Origin of the sequence: Sinorhizobium fredii (genome assembly GCF_002944405.1) — a bacterium.
Lineage (GTDB): Bacteria > Pseudomonadota > Alphaproteobacteria > Rhizobiales > Rhizobiaceae > Sinorhizobium > Sinorhizobium fredii_C.
In genome coordinates, this window is sequence record NZ_CP024310.1 from 915,952 (window position 1) to 932,171 (window position 16,220).

Consider the following 16,220-nt stretch of genomic DNA (forward strand, 5'->3'; position numbering starts at 1 on the left):
GCAAATTGTGGGCCTGGTACCTTCTCAAAGTGTCGCCAGCGTGCGGTTGGGGAGCGCGCCCTGATAGAGCTGCTGCAGCCGCACCTTCTCCTCCAGCGCCATGACGATGTCCTCGCCGAAATCGACCCCGTGCGCCGCTTCGATTTCGGGCAGGCCGCCCGGGGTGAAGACATTGGCTTCCAGGACACGGTCGCCGACGATATCGAGTCCGACCAGAAACATACCGTCCTCGATCAGTTTGGGCCGCAGCTTTTCGGCTATGGCGAGAATTTCCGGTGTGACGGTCGCCGGTTCGGCGGTGCCGCTGGCGTGCAGGTTCGAGCGGACATCGCCCTTTGCCGGTACGCGTCGGAAGGCGGCATAGACGCCTTCGCGCTCGAGCGGCCGTCCGTTCATCAGGAAAAGCCGAATGTCGCCGCCGACCGCCTCCGGAAGATAGTTCTGGGCGATCAGGTATCCGGTTCCGCTCGCCGCCTCGAAGATCTGGTTGAGGTTGGCTTCGTCCTTGGAGCGGATCTTGAATACGTTCTTGCCACCGGATCCCTGCAGCGGTTTCAGGATCACGCCGTCCGGATGGTCGTCGATGAAGGCGCGGATTTCCTCGATGCTCCTGGAGATCATCGTCGTCGGTCGCACGACCTCCGGGAAGCCCTGGAAATAGAGCTTGTTCTGCGCCAGCGCCAAGCCGTCGGGGTCGTTGACGACGATGACGCCCCGGGCCGCGGCCAAGCGTCCAAAATTGGTCCCGACATAGACGGCCCAGGGGCGCCGGTCAGCGTCCTCGGAGGGATCGTTTCTGAGGAAGAGCACCTGGATCTCGCTTATCTCCATGGTGGTCACCTTCTCCTGAGCGCTTCTGAGGCTCGCGAGCAGCGTTTCTGGCTTCTTCGGTTTGGAGCCGGTCAGGGTCGTTGCGCGGATGAGCAGGCTGTCGTCCGGGCGGAGCACGAAGTCTCCCGGCGTGACATAGCAGACCTCGTGGCCGCGGGAGAGCGCCGCCAACGCCAGCGACGTCGTCGTGTAATACGTTGCCTCGCCCTCGATGGAGTTGACGAAAAAGGCGATGCGCATGGGCGTCTCCTAACTGTCCAAGAGATCGAGCGGGGACATTCCCGATCGCGCCCTCTCAAGTCGCGCCGGGGTTTGCGGATGGTCGATGAACATGGGGCGCACCGCCGGCGCCCCGATCAGGCCGCGGGCACTGAGCTCCTGCATGACCCGGAAATGCGAGGCCGCGATCTTTCCCATCCAGAAGGGCTCGAGCGCTCCGCCCTCGGCCAGATGGTGAAGCAGTTGCAGGAGCCCCCGCAAATAGATTGCGTCCTTGACCAGCCCGCCGCCGCGATAGACGCGCAACACGACGTTGAAGGCATCCGCCTCCGGCAGGCCGCGCTCACGCGCGAGCAGCCAATAGGTGTCCGGCAGCGAGGCCCCGTCGAGCATGGCGGCGCAGGCAATCACGCGTGCGGCGATCAGGCGCAGCCGTTCGCTCGTCATCCCGCCGGACAGATATTCCGCAAAGACCGCCAGCCCCTCCTGCATGCCCTCGTATCCCGCAAGACCCGAGCGAAACAGGCGCAACCCCTGGGCCGAGCCGTTAAAATAGGTCAGCAGATGAACGCCGATCTCGTGGCTGAGGATCGCTTCGACGCGATCGATCGGCATCAGGGTGCTCCGCGAGATCAGCAATCGCCTGCCCGATACGAGCAAGCCGGAGGGCAGGTCATCCCGCACTTCGACGCGTGCTTCGAAGTCACTGCAGCGGCGCTGATACTCGGCGATCATTTCGCGCGCGCGTCTTTCGACGAAGTGGCAATCCGCCGGCGGTCGGATCGCCGATGCCGAATGGCGGCTCTTCTTTGCGCCGCTGTCGCTGACGCCAAGGATGGTCTCGGCCACGCGCAGGAGCTCGGCCTCCACGGGACCGTAAAGCGCTCGGCCGAATTCGATGAACTTTGTCGTTTCCCGTGCGGAAAGGATCGAGAGTTGCAGATCGAGCTCCTGCTGCTTCTCCCGGTACAGTTGGTAGAGCACCGGATCCTCGAGATGCTCGAAGGAAATGGAAAAGAGCTTTCGCTTGGCCGCCTCCACCTGCAGCGTCAAGGGTCGATAGAGGAAGCGCGGCGTGCGATCGAAACCGCTGGCGGCAAACTCGCTCCAGGCGGCCTCGGCGTTGATCGGCGTGACGGCAAGCAGGAAATCGAAAGTCGAGGCCACTTCGTCGATGCAGCGGTCGGTGCGCACGACCGCGTCGACAAAGGCCTTCCGCCCCAGGGCGCGATGCGTGGGGGCGGTCAGGCTCCCCGTCGAAGTGGCAAAAGCCGAAAAGGCGTGCAGGCCGGCATCGAAGATCGCAGCGACGAGACGCTCGCGCAGCTCCGGGTAGATGTTGCCCGACTCCTGCTGGCGGTAGACCGGCGCAAAGCGCACGCGCATCGACGGGAAGGGGATGTCGAGCGCCCCGGCCGCGGTTCGCCCGTCTCCCGGCCAGTTGTGGACTTCGACTCGCGGCGTGCGGAACTTGACCTGGATCGCCTCGATGGCTGCGATGAAGGCACGTGCGGCTGCACGAATGGGTCCGGTTTTTTCCGCCGTCACTTCGATCGTGAAGGGCGGCAGAAACGGTTCCTTGTCGGTGAGCAACTCGTCAGAAGCGAGTTCCCCCATTTCGAGCACCATGAAGGCACCGAAGCGGCGTTCTAAGAGAGCCCCGACGGCAGAGACGATCAGGTCGGCGGTCGGGCTGTCCGGCGCGAGAAGATAGGAAGCGTTCGCCTGGGTGATTTCGCGCGCGACGGGAGCATGGCCGACGTCCGAGACATGGACGCAGAGAAAAGGCAGGGCTCGATCGATATGAAGCCGGCCTCCGTCCGGCAGTTCCTTCCGCACCGCCTTGCCCGCTTCGATTGCCGCGAGCGCTTCGGTCAGCCAATTCGGCTGCCCCGCTCTCACAGCGAGGGGTGCGCTTGCCGACTTCATCGCTCCGCCTCCAGGGCGTCGGCGAGGGCCGGCAGCGTCGAGGCGAGCAGTTGCCGGAGCGCGCGAAGCGTCTCGGCGAATGGTTCTCCGGTCCATTCCTCCATGAAGATCTTCTTGAACTCCACGGCGATGGCGCAGCCCGTCTGCGGGAACTGTTCGTGGATGAAGCGCGTCTGGTATCCGCGGCCCTGAAAGGCGATGTTTTCCCGGACATCGAGGCGGCCGCCGGGGAAGTCGAAGGACCGGATCGCTTCCACGAAGCGATCGACGAGCGGCGCCCATTTCTTGCGGTCCATGGAAAAGGTGCCGATATTGACGTCCGGCGCTTCAGCCGCGAACGTCGGCTCCGCCTCGCGGCCGGCGCGACGGTGGTTGTAGCTGTGCACGTCAAGGACGACGAAGCGCCCGTGGCAGCGCTCGATGCCGCTGAGATAGGATTTCAGCATCGCATAATATTCGTCGTGCATGGCGAGCGACGCCTCGGTGATCTCGCTCGGCAGTTCGCCAGTCCAGACGTTGAGACCCCAGGCCTGTTCCGGCCGCAGGTAGATTGCGCCATCGCGCGGCCGGTTGAGATCGACCTCGAAACGGGACCGGTGAACGACGATCCGGTTCGGCACGTCGCGGATGATGAACTCGGTAAAGGGGTCCTCCTCGCGGAGGCGCTCTTCCTCGGTAAGCCCGCAGAGGCGCTTGGCTGCGTCACGCATCGCGTGGCCGTTGTGGATGGCGGTTGCGACGACGGGCGACTGGCCGCGGTGCTGCGTCCACCATTCGCCGGCGGCTGCGAGCGTCAAGTCGGTGACTTCCTGAGCGATGTTCATGTCCATGGTTCCGCTGCCGCATCCGCCCGTCGATGGATGGCGTTCGCCAGCTACAATCCCGAACAAAGTTTTTCGGTTCCAAATGTTGGAGGAAGACCAGTCTTCTTACGCGCGATTGATCGTGGGCAGGAAGAGCTCTACTTCCCGCTGCCGCTCGGGGCTGAGCGTTTCGACATTGGTCTTCCAGAACGCCTCGGCCTCGTCCGGCTCCGGCTCCCAATTCCGGATCGACGTCACGTTGTCGTCGATGACCACACGGCGGTGGCCGCCGAGGCGCAGATATTCGTCCGCCAGCTTGCGCGCATTCATCTGTTCCATGGCTTTACTCCACGTTCTTCCCGGTTCAGAACGCCAGCGCCCTCGGAACGTTCCCGGCTTCTGGACGCTCCCGGGACACAGCTATGAAGTTTATACGCTTTTTGCTCTGCGGATGCGAGTTTCTGCGCGGATCGTCCGGCGGGCCGGATTAGGCGCTTTGCGGACCGCTATGCTATCATTCGCGCTTTCCTTGAGCCGTGCAGGGAACAGCGAGATGTAGCGGAAACTGGCTGCCATTCTGGTCGGCGATTTTGTCGCCTCCACGTCGGCGATGGAGCACGACGAGGAGCAGACGATCGCGCGCCTGGTCGATTGCATGACCATCATTGGAGAGATCGTAACCCGCTTCGAGGGCCGGGTCTTCAATACGGCGGGCGACGCCGTCCTCGCGGAATTCTCCAGCCCGGTCAACGCGCTGCGTGCCGCCATGGAGATGCGCGGAGCGATCGCGGCCGTGCCCCGGACTTCGTCGCAGGACATGCGCTTCGGCCTGCATCTCGCCGACGTGGTCGTCGTCGGCGAGGATCTGCGCGGCGATGGCGTCAATGTCGCTGCACGGATAGAGGCGTCAGCCGAGCCGGGCGAGATCGAAGTTTCCGGACAACTCTACGATCATGTTCGCCGTGTTTCGCCCTGCGCGTTCGAAGCCGTCGGAGAGCGACAGTTGAAGGGCGTGTCCGAACCTGTTCGCATCTACCGCGTCGGGGCAGCGATGGACCGCCATCGCTTTCAGATTGCCCCCACCCGTGCCGCACCGCCATCTGCGGTGCGGCCAAATTCAGGTCGTGGTGACGCCGTTTGCCACGGCAGCGTCCGCCGATCAGGACCAGACTTTTCTTGCCGAAGGGATGACAGACGACCTAACGCTCGAGCTCAGCCGGCTGAAAAGCCTTTTCGTAACGTCGAGATCCGCATCAAGCGTGCTTCGGACAGCCGATCCCGTCGAAATCGGCAGGATGCTCGGCGTGCGCTACGTGGTCGCCGGCTCGGTGCGCAAGAGCGGCGCCCAGGTGCGCGTCAATATCTCTCTTATCGAAACGGGGCAGGGGCATTTACTCTGGTCCGATCGCATCCAGCGTCCCTTCGAAGAGGTCCTCGACATCATGGACGAGATCACTGCGCGGGTCGCCGCCACCGTTTCGGGTCGGATCGAGCAGTCAGAACTCGCGGCCGCACGCCTCAAACGGCCGGAGAGCATGTCCGCCTATGAGCATTATCTCAGAGGTCTCGACCATCACCGGCTGGCGGGCGTCGCCGACCTGCATCTCTATGAGGCGATGCGCTGGTTCGAAAAGGCGATGCAGGCGGATCCGGGCTTCGGGCGCCCCTTCGCCATGCAAGTTTGCTCGTGGAGTTCGTTGCCGAGCTTTGATCTCGAGGCCGGCGAACTGCAGACGGCCCATGCCCTGGAGTTGGACCCCACCGATCCCGAGGCCCACCGCATCATGGGCGCGATCAAAATGAAGCGCGGCGATTTCGTCGCCTCGCGCTTCCACCATGAACGCGCGATCGAATTGGCGCCGAACGACGCCTACACAGTCGGCCGCTGCGCGGCTTTCTACCTGTTCGCCGGCGAGCCCTTGCGGGCGCTCGAACTCCTCGATCGCGCCGAAACACTGGATCCGTTTCTCCCCGTCTGGATCACCGAGGAGCGGGTAGCGGCTCTTTACGCGCTCGATCGTTTTGAGGACATGTTCGAAGTGGCCCACAAGCTGCCGTTCCAGACGCGCCGCACCTATCTCTATCGGATCGCGGCGCGCATGGCTCGCGGTGAGACAGCGCGCGGGGCTGAACTCGTGGCCCAGGCGCTCGCCCTAGACCCCTCACTGTCGGCCGAGTATCTGATTGGCCAGGAGCTTTTCAAGGGCAAGGGCATATTGGGGGCGCTGGTCGAACGAACCCGCGCCGCTGGTCTGCCGGCGTCGCGTGACGCGGCTTCTTGCGCTGCCTGAGCCGTGATCCGGAGGATGCGGTCTATACCGCGTCCTGGCCGGCGGGAGCCGTTTTCTCCGCAGTCGAACCACGCCGCCTGCGCGCCTGGTGGCGGCGGGCAATCTTCGCGCGCACGGCCTTCAATGGCCGCGCCACCTCCTCGGAAAGCGCCTCACGGACGGCGTCGGAGATCACAGAGACAACGAAATCGGCTTGCAGCTCTTCGACCAGTTCGGCGATCGGCGTGCCGTCTTCCCGCCACAGCACGATGCCGATGCGGGCGATCGGCGTGAGGCGTTTCAGCCGGCGCACGATGAATTTCGCATGGCGAAGTGAATCCTGATCGAGGAAAGTCACGAGAATCGCGTTGCGCCCCGGGAAGGGCAGCGCCCGAATGGTCCCGGGCTTCAGGTCGTCATGGCTGGCGGCAGCGACATCCGCCCCTTGGACGCGGATGACCTGGGCGAGCATCGCCGCCGTCACATCGTCGAGTTCGCTGCGTCCGCCGATGCAGAGGACGGATTTTCCGTCTCCGAGTGGCAAGTCATAGTCGTCGCTCTGATCGTCTCCTTCGCCGTTATTTTCGCCGGCCTCATCCTCCTCGTCCTCTTCTTCCTCTTCGGCGGCGATTTCCTCGAGATTGGCGACAAGCGTGCGGGCGCTTTGAGCTATCTGAGCCACCTGCGGCTCGGACAAAGCGCCACGGGTGCGGTCGTGCTCGGCGAGCAGCAGGGCGGGAATTGCGACCGTGTCGTAGAATTCGACGAGATATTTCTCCTCGAGCATTTCTTCGGCGTTGTCGGTCGCCTCGTCCGGATCGCCGGCCAGCAGTCGTTGATAGAGCCGTTCCTTGGGGTCCAGCACCGGCTCGTTGCCCAAGAGGATTTCGAGGAATTCGAACTGCGGGACATGGCGGCCGAGCACGACAAGACAAACGGTGAGCGGCGTCGACAGCACCAGGCCGACCGGCCCCCAGAGCCAGGCCCAGAAAATCGCCGCGACGATGATCGCGAGCGGCGAAAGGCCGGTCCGCGAACCGTAGAGCCAGGGCTCGACGACATTGTTGCTTAGCAGTTCCAGGACAATGAAGAGAGCCGCCGTCCAGAACAGCAGGCTCCAACCCGGAGCGGCGGCGAAGGCGAGAAACAGCGGAAGGACAGCGGCGATGACGGGGCCGATATAGGGGACGAAACGCAGCACGATAGCGAGCATTCCCCAGAGAATCGCATTGGGTATGCCGAGCAACCAGAGGCCGACCGCCAGCGGTATCCCGTAGGTGATGTTCACCACCAGCTGCATGAGCAGATACTGGCCGACACGCGCGGCGGCATCCTGCAGTGCCTCGGTCGTGCGGTGCAGATCGCCATAACCGACAAGCCGGATGAAGCGGTCGCGCAGATCCTCTCTTTCGAAGAGCATAAAGATCACGACAACGATGACGAGACCGGTCGTGGCCAAAGGCCCGAGCAGGGGATTGATGATATTCCTGAGCGTTTCGATCGGGCGTTCAGGAGAGAATATCTCTACAAGAAGCGGTTTCTGCCCGGGTTCCGGTGCAGGGGATACGGGCGTTTCGGGCCTCGGCCGGCTGATCTCCGTGCTGATCCTTTCCACGACGCGGCTGATGCGGTCGAAGATCTGGCTTTCCGAGCCCGCCTCCTTCAGAACCCTGATCTTCTCGATGATGTTGTACTGGTAGGTGGGGAGATTCTGCGCCACTTCGCTGACCTGCACGGCCAGGATGACGCTGAATGCGGAGAGGAACAGGAAGGCTGTCGCGACGGTGACTATAACTGCGACCGAGCGCGGCAAGCCGGCTCTTCTGAGCCGCGAAACCACGGGTGCCAGCGCAAATGTCAGCAGGATCGCGATCGCAAGCGGCAGAAACACTTCGCTGGCGAAATAAAGAACGGCCACCGTCGCCGCCGTCGCGGCAAGCGTTGGAAGCCGGGAAGGCTGCGCGATTGCTGACGACGCTGGCGCGAAAGCGATCTGCAACGATCGGCTGCCGGCCTTGACCTGATCCTGATCGGCTCTCCGAGAAAACCTCAGCATCTTATCCCTATGCCCCCAAAACCATCAGACTGCTTTGTGCATCTCCGAAGGGCCTTGGGCAAGATGAGGCCTACACCACGGCGCTGCCGGCGAGCAGGGCAAGGATCAGGAAGAGCAGGAATATGGCGAGCGCCAGATAGAACAGGATCTTGGCGATCCCGGCCGTCGCCGCGGAGATGCCGGAAAAACCGAGGAAGCCCGTTATCAGCGATATGACCAGGAAAATGAGAGCCCACTTGAGCATGGCGCAACCTTTGTTCGTAGCGTCCTCCTAAGCAAGTAGAGCGGCGATGGACGAAGCCTAGCGTAGCGGCCCGAAAAATCGGAGTCGCTGTAGAGGAGCAATCGCCTGCTACTTGTTCGGCCAGATCTCCTGTTCCCTGCTGACATCGGCGAGGCCCCGCCGCGCGTCCCGGTTACCGGTTGCCGCGGCGGCTTCGAAGATGCGCTTCGCTTCCGCGAAGCGGTTGAGGTTGAGATAGGCATAGCCGCGCAGGACCATCAGGTCGGTACGCTCCGTGGAAATCCGCCGCAACTGATCGAGGAATATCAGGGTTTCTCGGTAGCGGCCGGCGTCGAAGGCGGCGATTGCCCGGTCTGCCAGGATGGCGGTCTGCAGTTCGGCCACGCGGGCACGGCTTTGCGGCGACTTCGTCGCGGCGACGGCCGCCTTGCTTGTCAGTCCGGCGCGAAGATAGGCCAGGCTCTGACCGTAGGCGGCATCCTCCCTCACGGCGGAAGCGGGGGCGCGAAGCGCAACCTCGAAGGCTTGGACGGCTTCAAGCGGACGATTCATGTCCATCAGGCACCATCCCCGTGCCAACGCCGCCTGCGGCGACAGGCGGCTCGGGTCGAGGGTCTCGCGGCAGGCTATCGTCCTTCGCACGACCTGACGCGGCGCGGTGCCGACCCGCGCGGGCAAGCCGCCTTGTCGGCGGACAACGGCGTCGGCTGGCTGACCGCCTGCCGCTACGTTCGGCTTTGCGCCTTGCAGCACCGGCGGAGCCGGCAGCTGAGCGGGTTCCGCCGGCTTCTCCGGCTCTCCCAGACGAGCGATCCGCTCCGAACGGCCCGCCCAAAGCCGCTGGATCTCGGCCGTGCCGGCGGTGTCGCCAAGTTGATGGCGGGTGATCGCCAGACCATAGGCCGACGGCTCGTCATCCGGTTTCCAACTGAGCGCCGTCGAAAACCATTGAAGGGCCGTCTGCGGCTGCCCCAGCGTGCGGGCATACCAGCCGAACTGCTGCGCAGTGGCCGGATCGCGCGCCTTGATGGTCTCCTGCGCTATGCGTTGAAGGACTTCGCCGGTGAGAATCACCGGCGGTTCCATTGCCAGCAGATTGGCGGTTGCGGCCATATAGGTGGCGCGAGCGTCGGCCGAAGCATCCCGCCAGGGATAGAGCACCTTCTCGGCTTCTTCCGGCGCCTTGCGGTCGATCAAGGTGAGCGCCAGGCCTTGCGAGGCGGAGGCGGAATCCTGCTTCTCGCGCGCACGCCTGAACCATTGCTCCGCCGCGCTCATGTTCTTGCGGCGCAGGTGATACCAGCCGAGCAGCAGCGCGTCCGATGCCGTTCCTTGCGTCTCGACCAGCCGTTCGACCCGCTGCAGGTATTTCGGGTCGACGGCGAGCGTCGCGTCGTCTTCACCCTCGGCAACGAAGCGGCGGGCGAGGTCGTCGCGGATGCTTTCGAACTCCAGCGTGCCTGATGCGTTGGGTTTCTCGTAGGAAAGCAGTTCCTGGACCATGGCATAGGGCAGGAGAGCTGCTGCCTTCTGCAGCGTCGCGAGCCGCTCCGGTCCGCTGTCGCAATTCTTCAGGATGTAGAGATAGGCGTCGCGCGCCCGTCCTTGGCGCTTCGTTTCCGCAAAAGCTTCGGCGACGCGCCAAAGCACGTCAACCTCGCTGCAGGTGAGCAGGATGGGCGTGCTCGCCCCGACTTGAATGACAGTCTCGTATTGCTTGAGATCGGATGCATTGACGAGCCTTGCCCGGGCCTCGGCGACATCGAGGCGCTCAAGGAGGTCGGCGGGCGGCTGCCAACCGGCTTCTCTCGATCTCCGGTCGGCGATCGCCTTGCGCACCTCGGCGTAGCGGCCTTCCGCATAGAGCTGCCACATGGCTTCGAGCTGCACGTCCTCGTTGCGCGGAACTGCCAGGGGATCCTCGGGAGGGGTCCAATTGGGATAGAGCGCTCTCAGACGCGAAATCTCCGCCTGCAGGCGGGCCGTGTCGCCCTGGCTGGCAAATAGCGCAGCGCCGATTCGTCCACGGCTGCCGGTTCGTCAGGCGGAGGGGTTTCCGCTTCGGACGGCGTCTCAGCCTGGGCGACAACGCGCGAACCCGGCTCTCTCGCGCCCTTCCGGCTGTCGTCGACGTTACCGAAGGGCACGGCCGGTTCCGGTGCGGCACTGGCGATGAGGTCTCCCAAGCCCTTGCGCAGATGGTTACCGTCGGCGAAGCCGGCGATTCCGATCACCGTTGCGGTGACCCCTGCGAAGGCTATGACTGGAAACTTCATAAGCACTCCGGATGCTTTTCCTCCACGAAAGACAACCCCAGCAGGTGCAGGGTCGAAGGGTAGTATTGCGTCGGTTGGAACGCCTTGGCGTCCTCTGGCATCTTCGTGCCTTCGAGCACACAGGCCAGAATATGGTTAATAATTCGATAACCCGGATCCGTCAGCGTCGCGCGCACCGCTCCGCTTTCGAGATCGCGGGTCAGAAGCTCGCCTTGCGGCCCAGAGATCCCACGTTGCAGCCGCAAGAGAAACTCCCGATCTGATTGATCGGCGCGCACGAGGTAAAGGGGAATTCGCAGAGCGTTAAAACCGAACTCTCGCGGAAATCCGGCGGCCGGCTTGAGTGTGGTCTTGGCGCTTACCCAATCGGCCGGCATGTCCTGCGGTCCAAATTTCATGCCCTGGATCATCGTCTTGCCGTCTGCCCCGAGCTCTTGCCATTTCGGCGAAGGGACGAGTCGGTCGAGCACGGGCAGTGCTTCGAACACCCAATAGGAGGGATTGATGACCGGGCCATCGTCCCGGTCGGCGGCTGAAAATCCCGCGACGCCGGGCAATAGCAGCGTGCGCCCGCCATGTTTGACGACGGTCTTGTCGAGAATGGCCTTGGCGATCGTGGCTGCCGCCTGCGAATAATCGCTGCGGCCCCAGCGCTCGGCAGCGAGCGCCAGGCCATAGGCGATCAAAATGTCGCCGTCGGTCGCGTTGTTGATGTCGGTAACATGCGGATCGTTGTCCGGACTCCATTTCCAGGCCGCAAGCCCGTCGTCGCGTAACAGAAGCTCGCGACGGGTGAAGGACCAGATCTGCTCGAAATCGGCCGGTTTGTCTGCCAGGAACGAAAGAAGCAGGCCATATCCCTGTCCCTCGCTGTGGCTGACATTGCCATTGACGTCGTCGAGGATGCGCCCGCTCGGATCGAGGAACTTCGACTTGTACTGCGCCCAGGCGTCGGCTTTCACGCTTGCCTGCCTTTCATCCGCTCCGACCGGCCCGACCAGCGCTGCCAGAAGGAGCGCGAATATCAACAGGTATTTCATGTTCGGCGCCCCAGTTTACCGAGCAGCACGGCAGTGGCCAGTCCGAGCACGACTGCAAGGCTGACGAGCAGTACCGCATAGAAGAGAATGTTCGTCGAAAGCCAGTTCGCGGCGATCAGCCGGTAGTTCCAGAAAGACGGCGGCTGCGTCTCGATGAGTCTGAAGCGGCGGGCCGGCGTGGCGCTCACCTTGTCGTCGACGGGGTCGTAGACCGCGATGTGCCCCGACACTTCGCTCCATCGCGACGTGTCCGCGATCGCCGCCACCCCCTCGCGCAGCAATGCCGGCGAAGGAGCTGCAACCACTGTCCAGGTGGCGTTCTCGGCCGGATTGGCCGATTGTGCCACCAGCAGAGTCGCCGCTTTCGGCGGCACGAAAGGCGCCTCGGCCTCCGGTATCAGTCGCAGCGAATTCAAGGAAATGTCGAAATTCTCCTTGAGCCAGCTTTCGAAATCGATAATGGCGCTCCGCCAGCCGCCCCCCTTCAGCCGCGTCTGCCACTCGTCCAGCGCCGTCTGTGTGTTGCGCCCCTGGGCAACGTCCTTCGCGCTCCCCCAGGAGGCCTGGCTGACCGGGTCGATCCCGGCCTGCGTCAGCACCATCTTCGGCAGCTGCGGCATGGCGCCGATGAACAGCGCTTGCCTGCCGTCGGCCACCAGCGGATCGGCGATCGTTTCGATCTGCATCGGCCGTCCGCCGGCGACGGCCAGCTTCGCGATAAAGGTGCCAGCCGCGGAAAGCGTGTCGGGGTCGGCTCTGTCGATGTAGAGTGCCACCGGATCGGCGCTGCCGCGATAGGGATAGGCGGAGCCGGACGTTGCCGCGAGGTCCGGGCGCCGTGCGATGCGGGCGAAATCGGGCATCGCGAATTCAGACGTGTCGAACAGGGCAAAGCGCGGTTCGGAAGAAGCCGGCGTCCCGGGCGCGCATGTCTTGTCGGCTTCGGTCAGCAGGACCGCTTCGAGCTCGATGAGATTGGCACCGGGCCGGAAATGCCGCAGCGTCACATTGATCGGAAGGTGACCAAGGATCCCGCCCGCCGACGCTTCCAGGGCGACCGTCGTGGCGATGTTGCCGTTGACATAGACGTCGATCCGGCTTCCGGGACGGACCGCCTCCGTATAGCCGGCATCGAGAAGGATGGTGGCCTCGCCATAGGCGTCGGCATAGAAATCGGATGGGATCGCCACCTGGAGGGCCGTCCGGAACCGCCGGCCGGAGAACTCGCTCGTCGCGACGCCCAGTTCGGAAAAGCGCAGCCGCTTGCCGGAAAACACCAGCGGCGTTTGCGGCAGCCGCCAGCGCTCCGTCTTGATGACGTCGCGCGGGATGTTCGAGGGTTGCTCCGTGGCGGCGATGATCGTTTCGATCGCCGCCGCCACGGCTGTCCAATCGGGGCCGCTGAGGACAAGAACCGGCGCATGTGCCGTCCCGGTTTCCGCGAAGGCGGCAATCGTGCCGGTCGCCGCCTCGGCGGGCAGCGAGGGAAGCAGGGGCTGGAGTTCCGTTGCGGTTCCGGCAACGATCGTCAGCTCGCCGGGCTTGCCGAGCTCCGGCATGATGCGGCTGAAGACGATGGACTGGGACCGCATGCGCCCGAGTAGGCCGACGCCCTGCGCCAGCCGCATCAGCACCGGTACGCGGCTCGGCTGCTCCAGCGCGGGCGCCACGATATTGAACTGGGTTCGCCCGGTCTCGTTCGTGCCGACGGCCTGAATGTCTTCGATTGCGGTCAGTGCTCGGGGCTCCTCACCCTCGAATGTGATGAAGGCGCTCTCCGAGGCGATCTCTGTCCAGAGTTCGTAGGTCGACTGGATCGTGCAGTCCGTTCGATGGCGGTGGTGCGCGCGGAAGCGGATCTCGTTCTCGCCGGTACGCAACAGGCCGGCGGGAATGTCGTAGCTGCGCTCGTGCGGCCCGTCGGCTGCCTGCACCGCTCCTTCGCCGACAAGCTTGCCGTTCACCAGGACGGACAGGACGGATGCCTCGGGCGCAACGACGATTGCGTTCTGATAGGCAAAGGTCAGCCTGCGGCCGGCTTGCGCCTGCGCCGGCGTGAGATAGAGGGACCAGGCGCGCTCGTCCGCTTCGCCGGCGAGCGACAAGGTCGGAAACGGCAGGACGAAGCGCCGGAACGGCGCTGCCGCCGGGCGGGGCGAGACCGCCTTGGGGCTGCCGGAGCTTGGCGCCGCATCTCGTCTTTGCGGCGCCTCTTCCACCGGCGGTGCGGCACGCTGTTCGGCAGGGCGCTCCCCGGACATGTCGAAGGGGGAGGGCTGTGCAGCCGCCGGCGAGCCGGCCAAGAAAGCCATCAGGAGAGCGAGCACGCGTTTCATTTGCCCGCTCCCGCTTCGGCCTTGATGCTGCGGAAGAAGTAAATCAGGCCGCGGCTCATCTGATAAAGGGCGAGCCACAGGAACCAGAGAGAGCCGCGCACCAGGCCCGGATTACCGCGCCGCAGGCGCTGAAACTCGCTCCACTGCTGCGAGTTCGCAAAGATAAGATCGGCGACGAGACTGTGGTGGCGGGCGATTTCCGGCAGATAGCGGCAGCCGACGATCGTCAGATCGCCCTCGGTTTCGATGTTCCTGATCGAGACCGGCAGCGTTTCGAAGGTACCGTCGCCGCTATAGGGCTGGAACCGGATCTGCCCCCTGACATCGATCAGCAGTTCGTCGGTGGGCAAGCCGTAGACCTGGACTCGCGCCCCATGCGCCGAAACATTCTCGATCGTTGCCGGATAGGTTTGCTCGCCGAAGGAAAATTCGCAGCGGCGGCTGACTTTCACACGCCGCGAGGCTGCCTTTTCACCCCGCTCGGAAACGACCCCGAGCGCGCAGCCCGCCATGATGAGATTGAGGAGATTCCAGCCGCCGACGACGAGGGTAATGTCCGCCTTGTAAGGCTCCGTATAGACCCGGTAGATGGCGAGCGCCGTGGCGATGAGGAGCACGGCGAAGATGATGAAGAAGGGCCGGCTGATCTCGGAAAGCCGGCTTTTGAGGACGGACTCGTCCTTTGCCGTCACCTTGAACGTCGGCTTGCGCGGGTTGAGCAGAACCGAAACCACCGCCGGCAGCAGATGAACCGTCTGCGCATATTCGTAGAGCTCGGATATCCAGGGCCAGCGGAACGATCCGTATAGGTAGTTCTGCATCGTCAGGTTCACGAGCATGTAGACGAGCGTATAGGCGAGGAATTCGCCGCCGGAGGCGGTGAAGATCTGGAGATCGAAGAACAGGTAGAACAGCGGTGCGAAGAGGAAAATCGTCCGCGAGAACGGAAACAGCCAGAAGAGCGTCGACGACATGTAGCAGAGGCGCTGCGGTATGGACAAACCGCCCTTGAGCAGAGGGAACCGGAACATCAGGATCTGCATCATTCCCTGCGCCCAGCGACTGCGCTGGCCGATGAAGCTCGCGAATGTCGCCGGCTGCAATCCGGCGATCAAGGGGCGGTCGACATAGACGCTGTTCCAGCCGCGCCCATGCAGTGCCAGCGCCGTCTCGCAATCCTCGGTGATGCTCAAGCCGCTGAAGCCGCTCGTATCCTCCAGCGCCTTGCGCCGGAGCACGGCCGCCGAGCCGCAGAAGAAGGCGGCGTTCCACTTGTCAAGACCGCGCTGGATAATGCCGTAGAACATCTCGTTCTCGCTTGGCATCTTCTCGAAGGTCCTGAGGTTGCGCTCGAGCGGATCGGGGTTGAGGAAAAAGTGCGGCGTCTGCACCAGGAACAGGCGCGGATCGTCTTCGAAATAGCCGACCGTTTCGAGCAGGAAGTCGCGCGCCGGGGCGTGGTCGGCATCGAATACGGCGATCAGCTCACCGTTTGAATTGAGCATCCCGTTGTTGAGATTGCCGGCCTTGGCATGTTCGTTGCGGTCGCGGGTGAGGTAGCGCACGCCGAGATCCTCGCAGAGTCTCTGCAGTTCCCGGTGTCGTGCGGCAGCGCGATGCGCATCGACGAGATTGGTGGAATTGCGCTTCTGCAAAGTGCCGCCGTCGTCAAGCAGCCAGACCGTCAGTTTCTCGGCCGGGTAGTCCATGCCCTTGGCCGCGGCGAGCGTGTTGGCAAGCAGGTCCGCATCCTCGTTATAGGAGGGCACGAAAACGTCGACCCTCGGGTATTTCCCGGGCGTCGCCGAACGGGAGGGCCGCGGCGGAAGCGGCATGGCGACCACGAACAGGCTGAGGCCGAGCATCATGACGCTGTACATTTCCGCCAGGTAAAGCAGGAAGCCCGGAATGAAATTCTCCGGCTGGTTGACAGGCGGCAAGGTGCTCGTCGTGCGCCAGTAGACGTAGCGCAGCACCATGGCACTGCCGAAGGCAAGCGCGATGAGCCGCCATTTGCCGCCTGCGTCCAGGAGCTTGATGAGCCCCATGAACGTCACGACGAGGACGCTTGCGACCAGCTGCGTCTGCATGTTGACGGGCAGCGTGATGAGCGTGACCAGGCAAAGGGATACGACAACCCATGCGGCAAGAGTCGCGATCTTACTCATACATTTGCCTTCCAACAGCGGCGTTCATGTCGCTGGCAATGGTTTACA

At 63.7% G+C, this 16,220-nt stretch carries 10 protein-coding genes and 2 pseudogenes; 2 read left to right on the plus strand and 10 right to left on the minus strand.

The window, feature by feature from the left end; all coding sequences use genetic code 11:
* Positions 1-24 precede the first annotated feature (24 nt).
* The 4 genes from NXT3_RS28060 to NXT3_RS28075 all read right to left on the minus strand — a co-directional run bounded on the left by NXT3_RS28060 (position 25) and on the right by NXT3_RS28075 (position 4,121).
* Positions 25-1,071 carry a glutathione synthase gene (locus tag NXT3_RS28060; protein WP_037425584.1) on the minus strand — a complete coding sequence of 349 codons (1,047 nt, stop codon included), beginning with the start codon at positions 1,069-1,071 and terminating at the stop codon, positions 25-27.
* Between the two features lie 9 nt (positions 1,072-1,080).
* A complete protein-coding gene (locus tag NXT3_RS28065; protein WP_104841108.1) occupies positions 1,081-2,979 on the minus strand; it encodes a flavohemoglobin expression-modulating QEGLA motif protein in 1,899 nt (632 codons plus the stop codon).
* Positions 2,976-3,809: an N-formylglutamate amidohydrolase gene (locus NXT3_RS28070; RefSeq protein WP_037425580.1), complete on the minus strand. Its 834-nt coding sequence runs from the start codon at positions 3,807-3,809 to the stop codon at positions 2,976-2,978. The genes NXT3_RS28065 and NXT3_RS28070 overlap by 4 nt, the downstream gene beginning before the upstream one ends.
* A gap of 99 nt (positions 3,810-3,908) precedes the next feature.
* Positions 3,909-4,121, minus strand: a complete 213-nt coding sequence (locus tag NXT3_RS28075) for a hypothetical protein (RefSeq protein ID WP_037425578.1) — start codon at positions 4,119-4,121, stop codon at positions 3,909-3,911.
* Between the two features lie 271 nt (positions 4,122-4,392).
* On the opposite strand from NXT3_RS28075, the pseudogene NXT3_RS32820 reads away from it, so the two are divergent.
* A pseudogene (locus NXT3_RS32820) lies at positions 4,393-4,749 on the plus strand (adenylate/guanylate cyclase domain-containing protein); the annotation flags it as partial.
* A 220-nt stretch (positions 4,750-4,969) separates the two neighbouring features.
* The gene (locus tag NXT3_RS32825; protein WP_234828261.1) at positions 4,970-6,073 is read left to right on the plus strand and encodes a tetratricopeptide repeat protein; all 1,104 of its coding nucleotides are present in this window, start codon (positions 4,970-4,972) and stop codon (positions 6,071-6,073) included.
* A gap of 22 nt (positions 6,074-6,095) precedes the next feature.
* Here the strand turns inward: NXT3_RS32825 and NXT3_RS28085 are convergent, their stop codons facing one another.
* The 6 genes and pseudogenes from NXT3_RS28085 to bcsA all read right to left on the minus strand — a co-directional run bounded on the left by NXT3_RS28085 (position 6,096) and on the right by bcsA (position 16,172).
* Complete coding sequence (locus NXT3_RS28085) at positions 6,096-8,108, minus strand: AI-2E family transporter (protein WP_104841109.1); 2,013 nt, start codon at positions 8,106-8,108, stop codon at positions 6,096-6,098.
* 70 nt (positions 8,109-8,178) lie between these two features.
* Positions 8,179-8,352 carry a DUF1328 domain-containing protein gene (locus NXT3_RS28090; RefSeq protein ID WP_018237251.1) on the minus strand — a complete coding sequence of 58 codons (174 nt, stop codon included), beginning with the start codon at positions 8,350-8,352 and terminating at the stop codon, positions 8,179-8,181.
* A 108-nt stretch (positions 8,353-8,460) separates the two neighbouring features.
* Positions 8,461-10,628 (minus strand): annotated as a pseudogene (locus NXT3_RS28095) (tetratricopeptide repeat protein).
* Complete coding sequence (locus NXT3_RS28100; RefSeq protein ID WP_104841110.1) at positions 10,625-11,668, minus strand: family 8 glycosyl hydrolase; 1,044 nt, start codon at positions 11,666-11,668, stop codon at positions 10,625-10,627. The pseudogene NXT3_RS28095 and the gene NXT3_RS28100 overlap by 4 nt, the downstream one beginning before the upstream one ends.
* On the minus strand, positions 11,665-14,004 hold the full coding sequence (locus NXT3_RS28105; protein WP_104841111.1) for a cellulose biosynthesis cyclic di-GMP-binding regulatory protein BcsB: 2,340 nt from the start codon (positions 14,002-14,004) through the stop codon (positions 11,665-11,667). Before NXT3_RS28105 ends, NXT3_RS28100 begins: the two co-directional genes overlap by 4 nt.
* Positions 14,001-16,172 (minus strand): UDP-forming cellulose synthase catalytic subunit, encoded by a 2,172-nt coding sequence (gene bcsA / locus NXT3_RS28110; protein WP_104841112.1) that lies wholly within the window; start codon positions 16,170-16,172, stop codon positions 14,001-14,003. Before bcsA ends, NXT3_RS28105 begins: the two co-directional genes overlap by 4 nt.
* Positions 16,173-16,220: the final 48 nt, after the last annotated feature.

What these genes read in the sequence shown, in the direction of transcription:
- NXT3_RS28060 (WP_037425584.1), bottom strand. Translation starts at nt 1,071, where the DNA reads ATGCGCATCGCCTTTTTCGTCAACTCCATCGAGGGCGAGGCAACGTAT.
- NXT3_RS28065 (WP_104841108.1), bottom strand. Translation starts at nt 2,979, where the DNA reads ATGAAGTCGGCAAGCGCACCCCTCGCTGTGAGAGCGGGGCAGCCGAAT.
- NXT3_RS28070 (WP_037425580.1), bottom strand. Translation starts at nt 3,809, where the DNA reads ATGGACATGAACATCGCTCAGGAAGTCACCGACTTGACGCTCGCAGCC.
- NXT3_RS28075 (WP_037425578.1), bottom strand. Translation starts at nt 4,121, where the DNA reads ATGGAACAGATGAATGCGCGCAAGCTGGCGGACGAATATCTGCGCCTC.
- NXT3_RS32825 (WP_234828261.1), top strand. Translation starts at nt 4,970, where the DNA reads ATGACAGACGACCTAACGCTCGAGCTCAGCCGGCTGAAAAGCCTTTTC.
- NXT3_RS28085 (WP_104841109.1), bottom strand. Translation starts at nt 8,108, where the DNA reads ATGCTGAGGTTTTCTCGGAGAGCCGATCAGGATCAGGTCAAGGCCGGC.
- NXT3_RS28090 (WP_018237251.1), bottom strand. Translation starts at nt 8,352, where the DNA reads ATGCTCAAGTGGGCTCTCATTTTCCTGGTCATATCGCTGATAACGGGC.
- NXT3_RS28100 (WP_104841110.1), bottom strand. Translation starts at nt 11,668, where the DNA reads ATGAAATACCTGTTGATATTCGCGCTCCTTCTGGCAGCGCTGGTCGGG.
- NXT3_RS28105 (WP_104841111.1), bottom strand. Translation starts at nt 14,004, where the DNA reads ATGAAACGCGTGCTCGCTCTCCTGATGGCTTTCTTGGCCGGCTCGCCG.
- bcsA (WP_104841112.1), bottom strand. Translation starts at nt 16,172, where the DNA reads ATGAGTAAGATCGCGACTCTTGCCGCATGGGTTGTCGTATCCCTTTGC.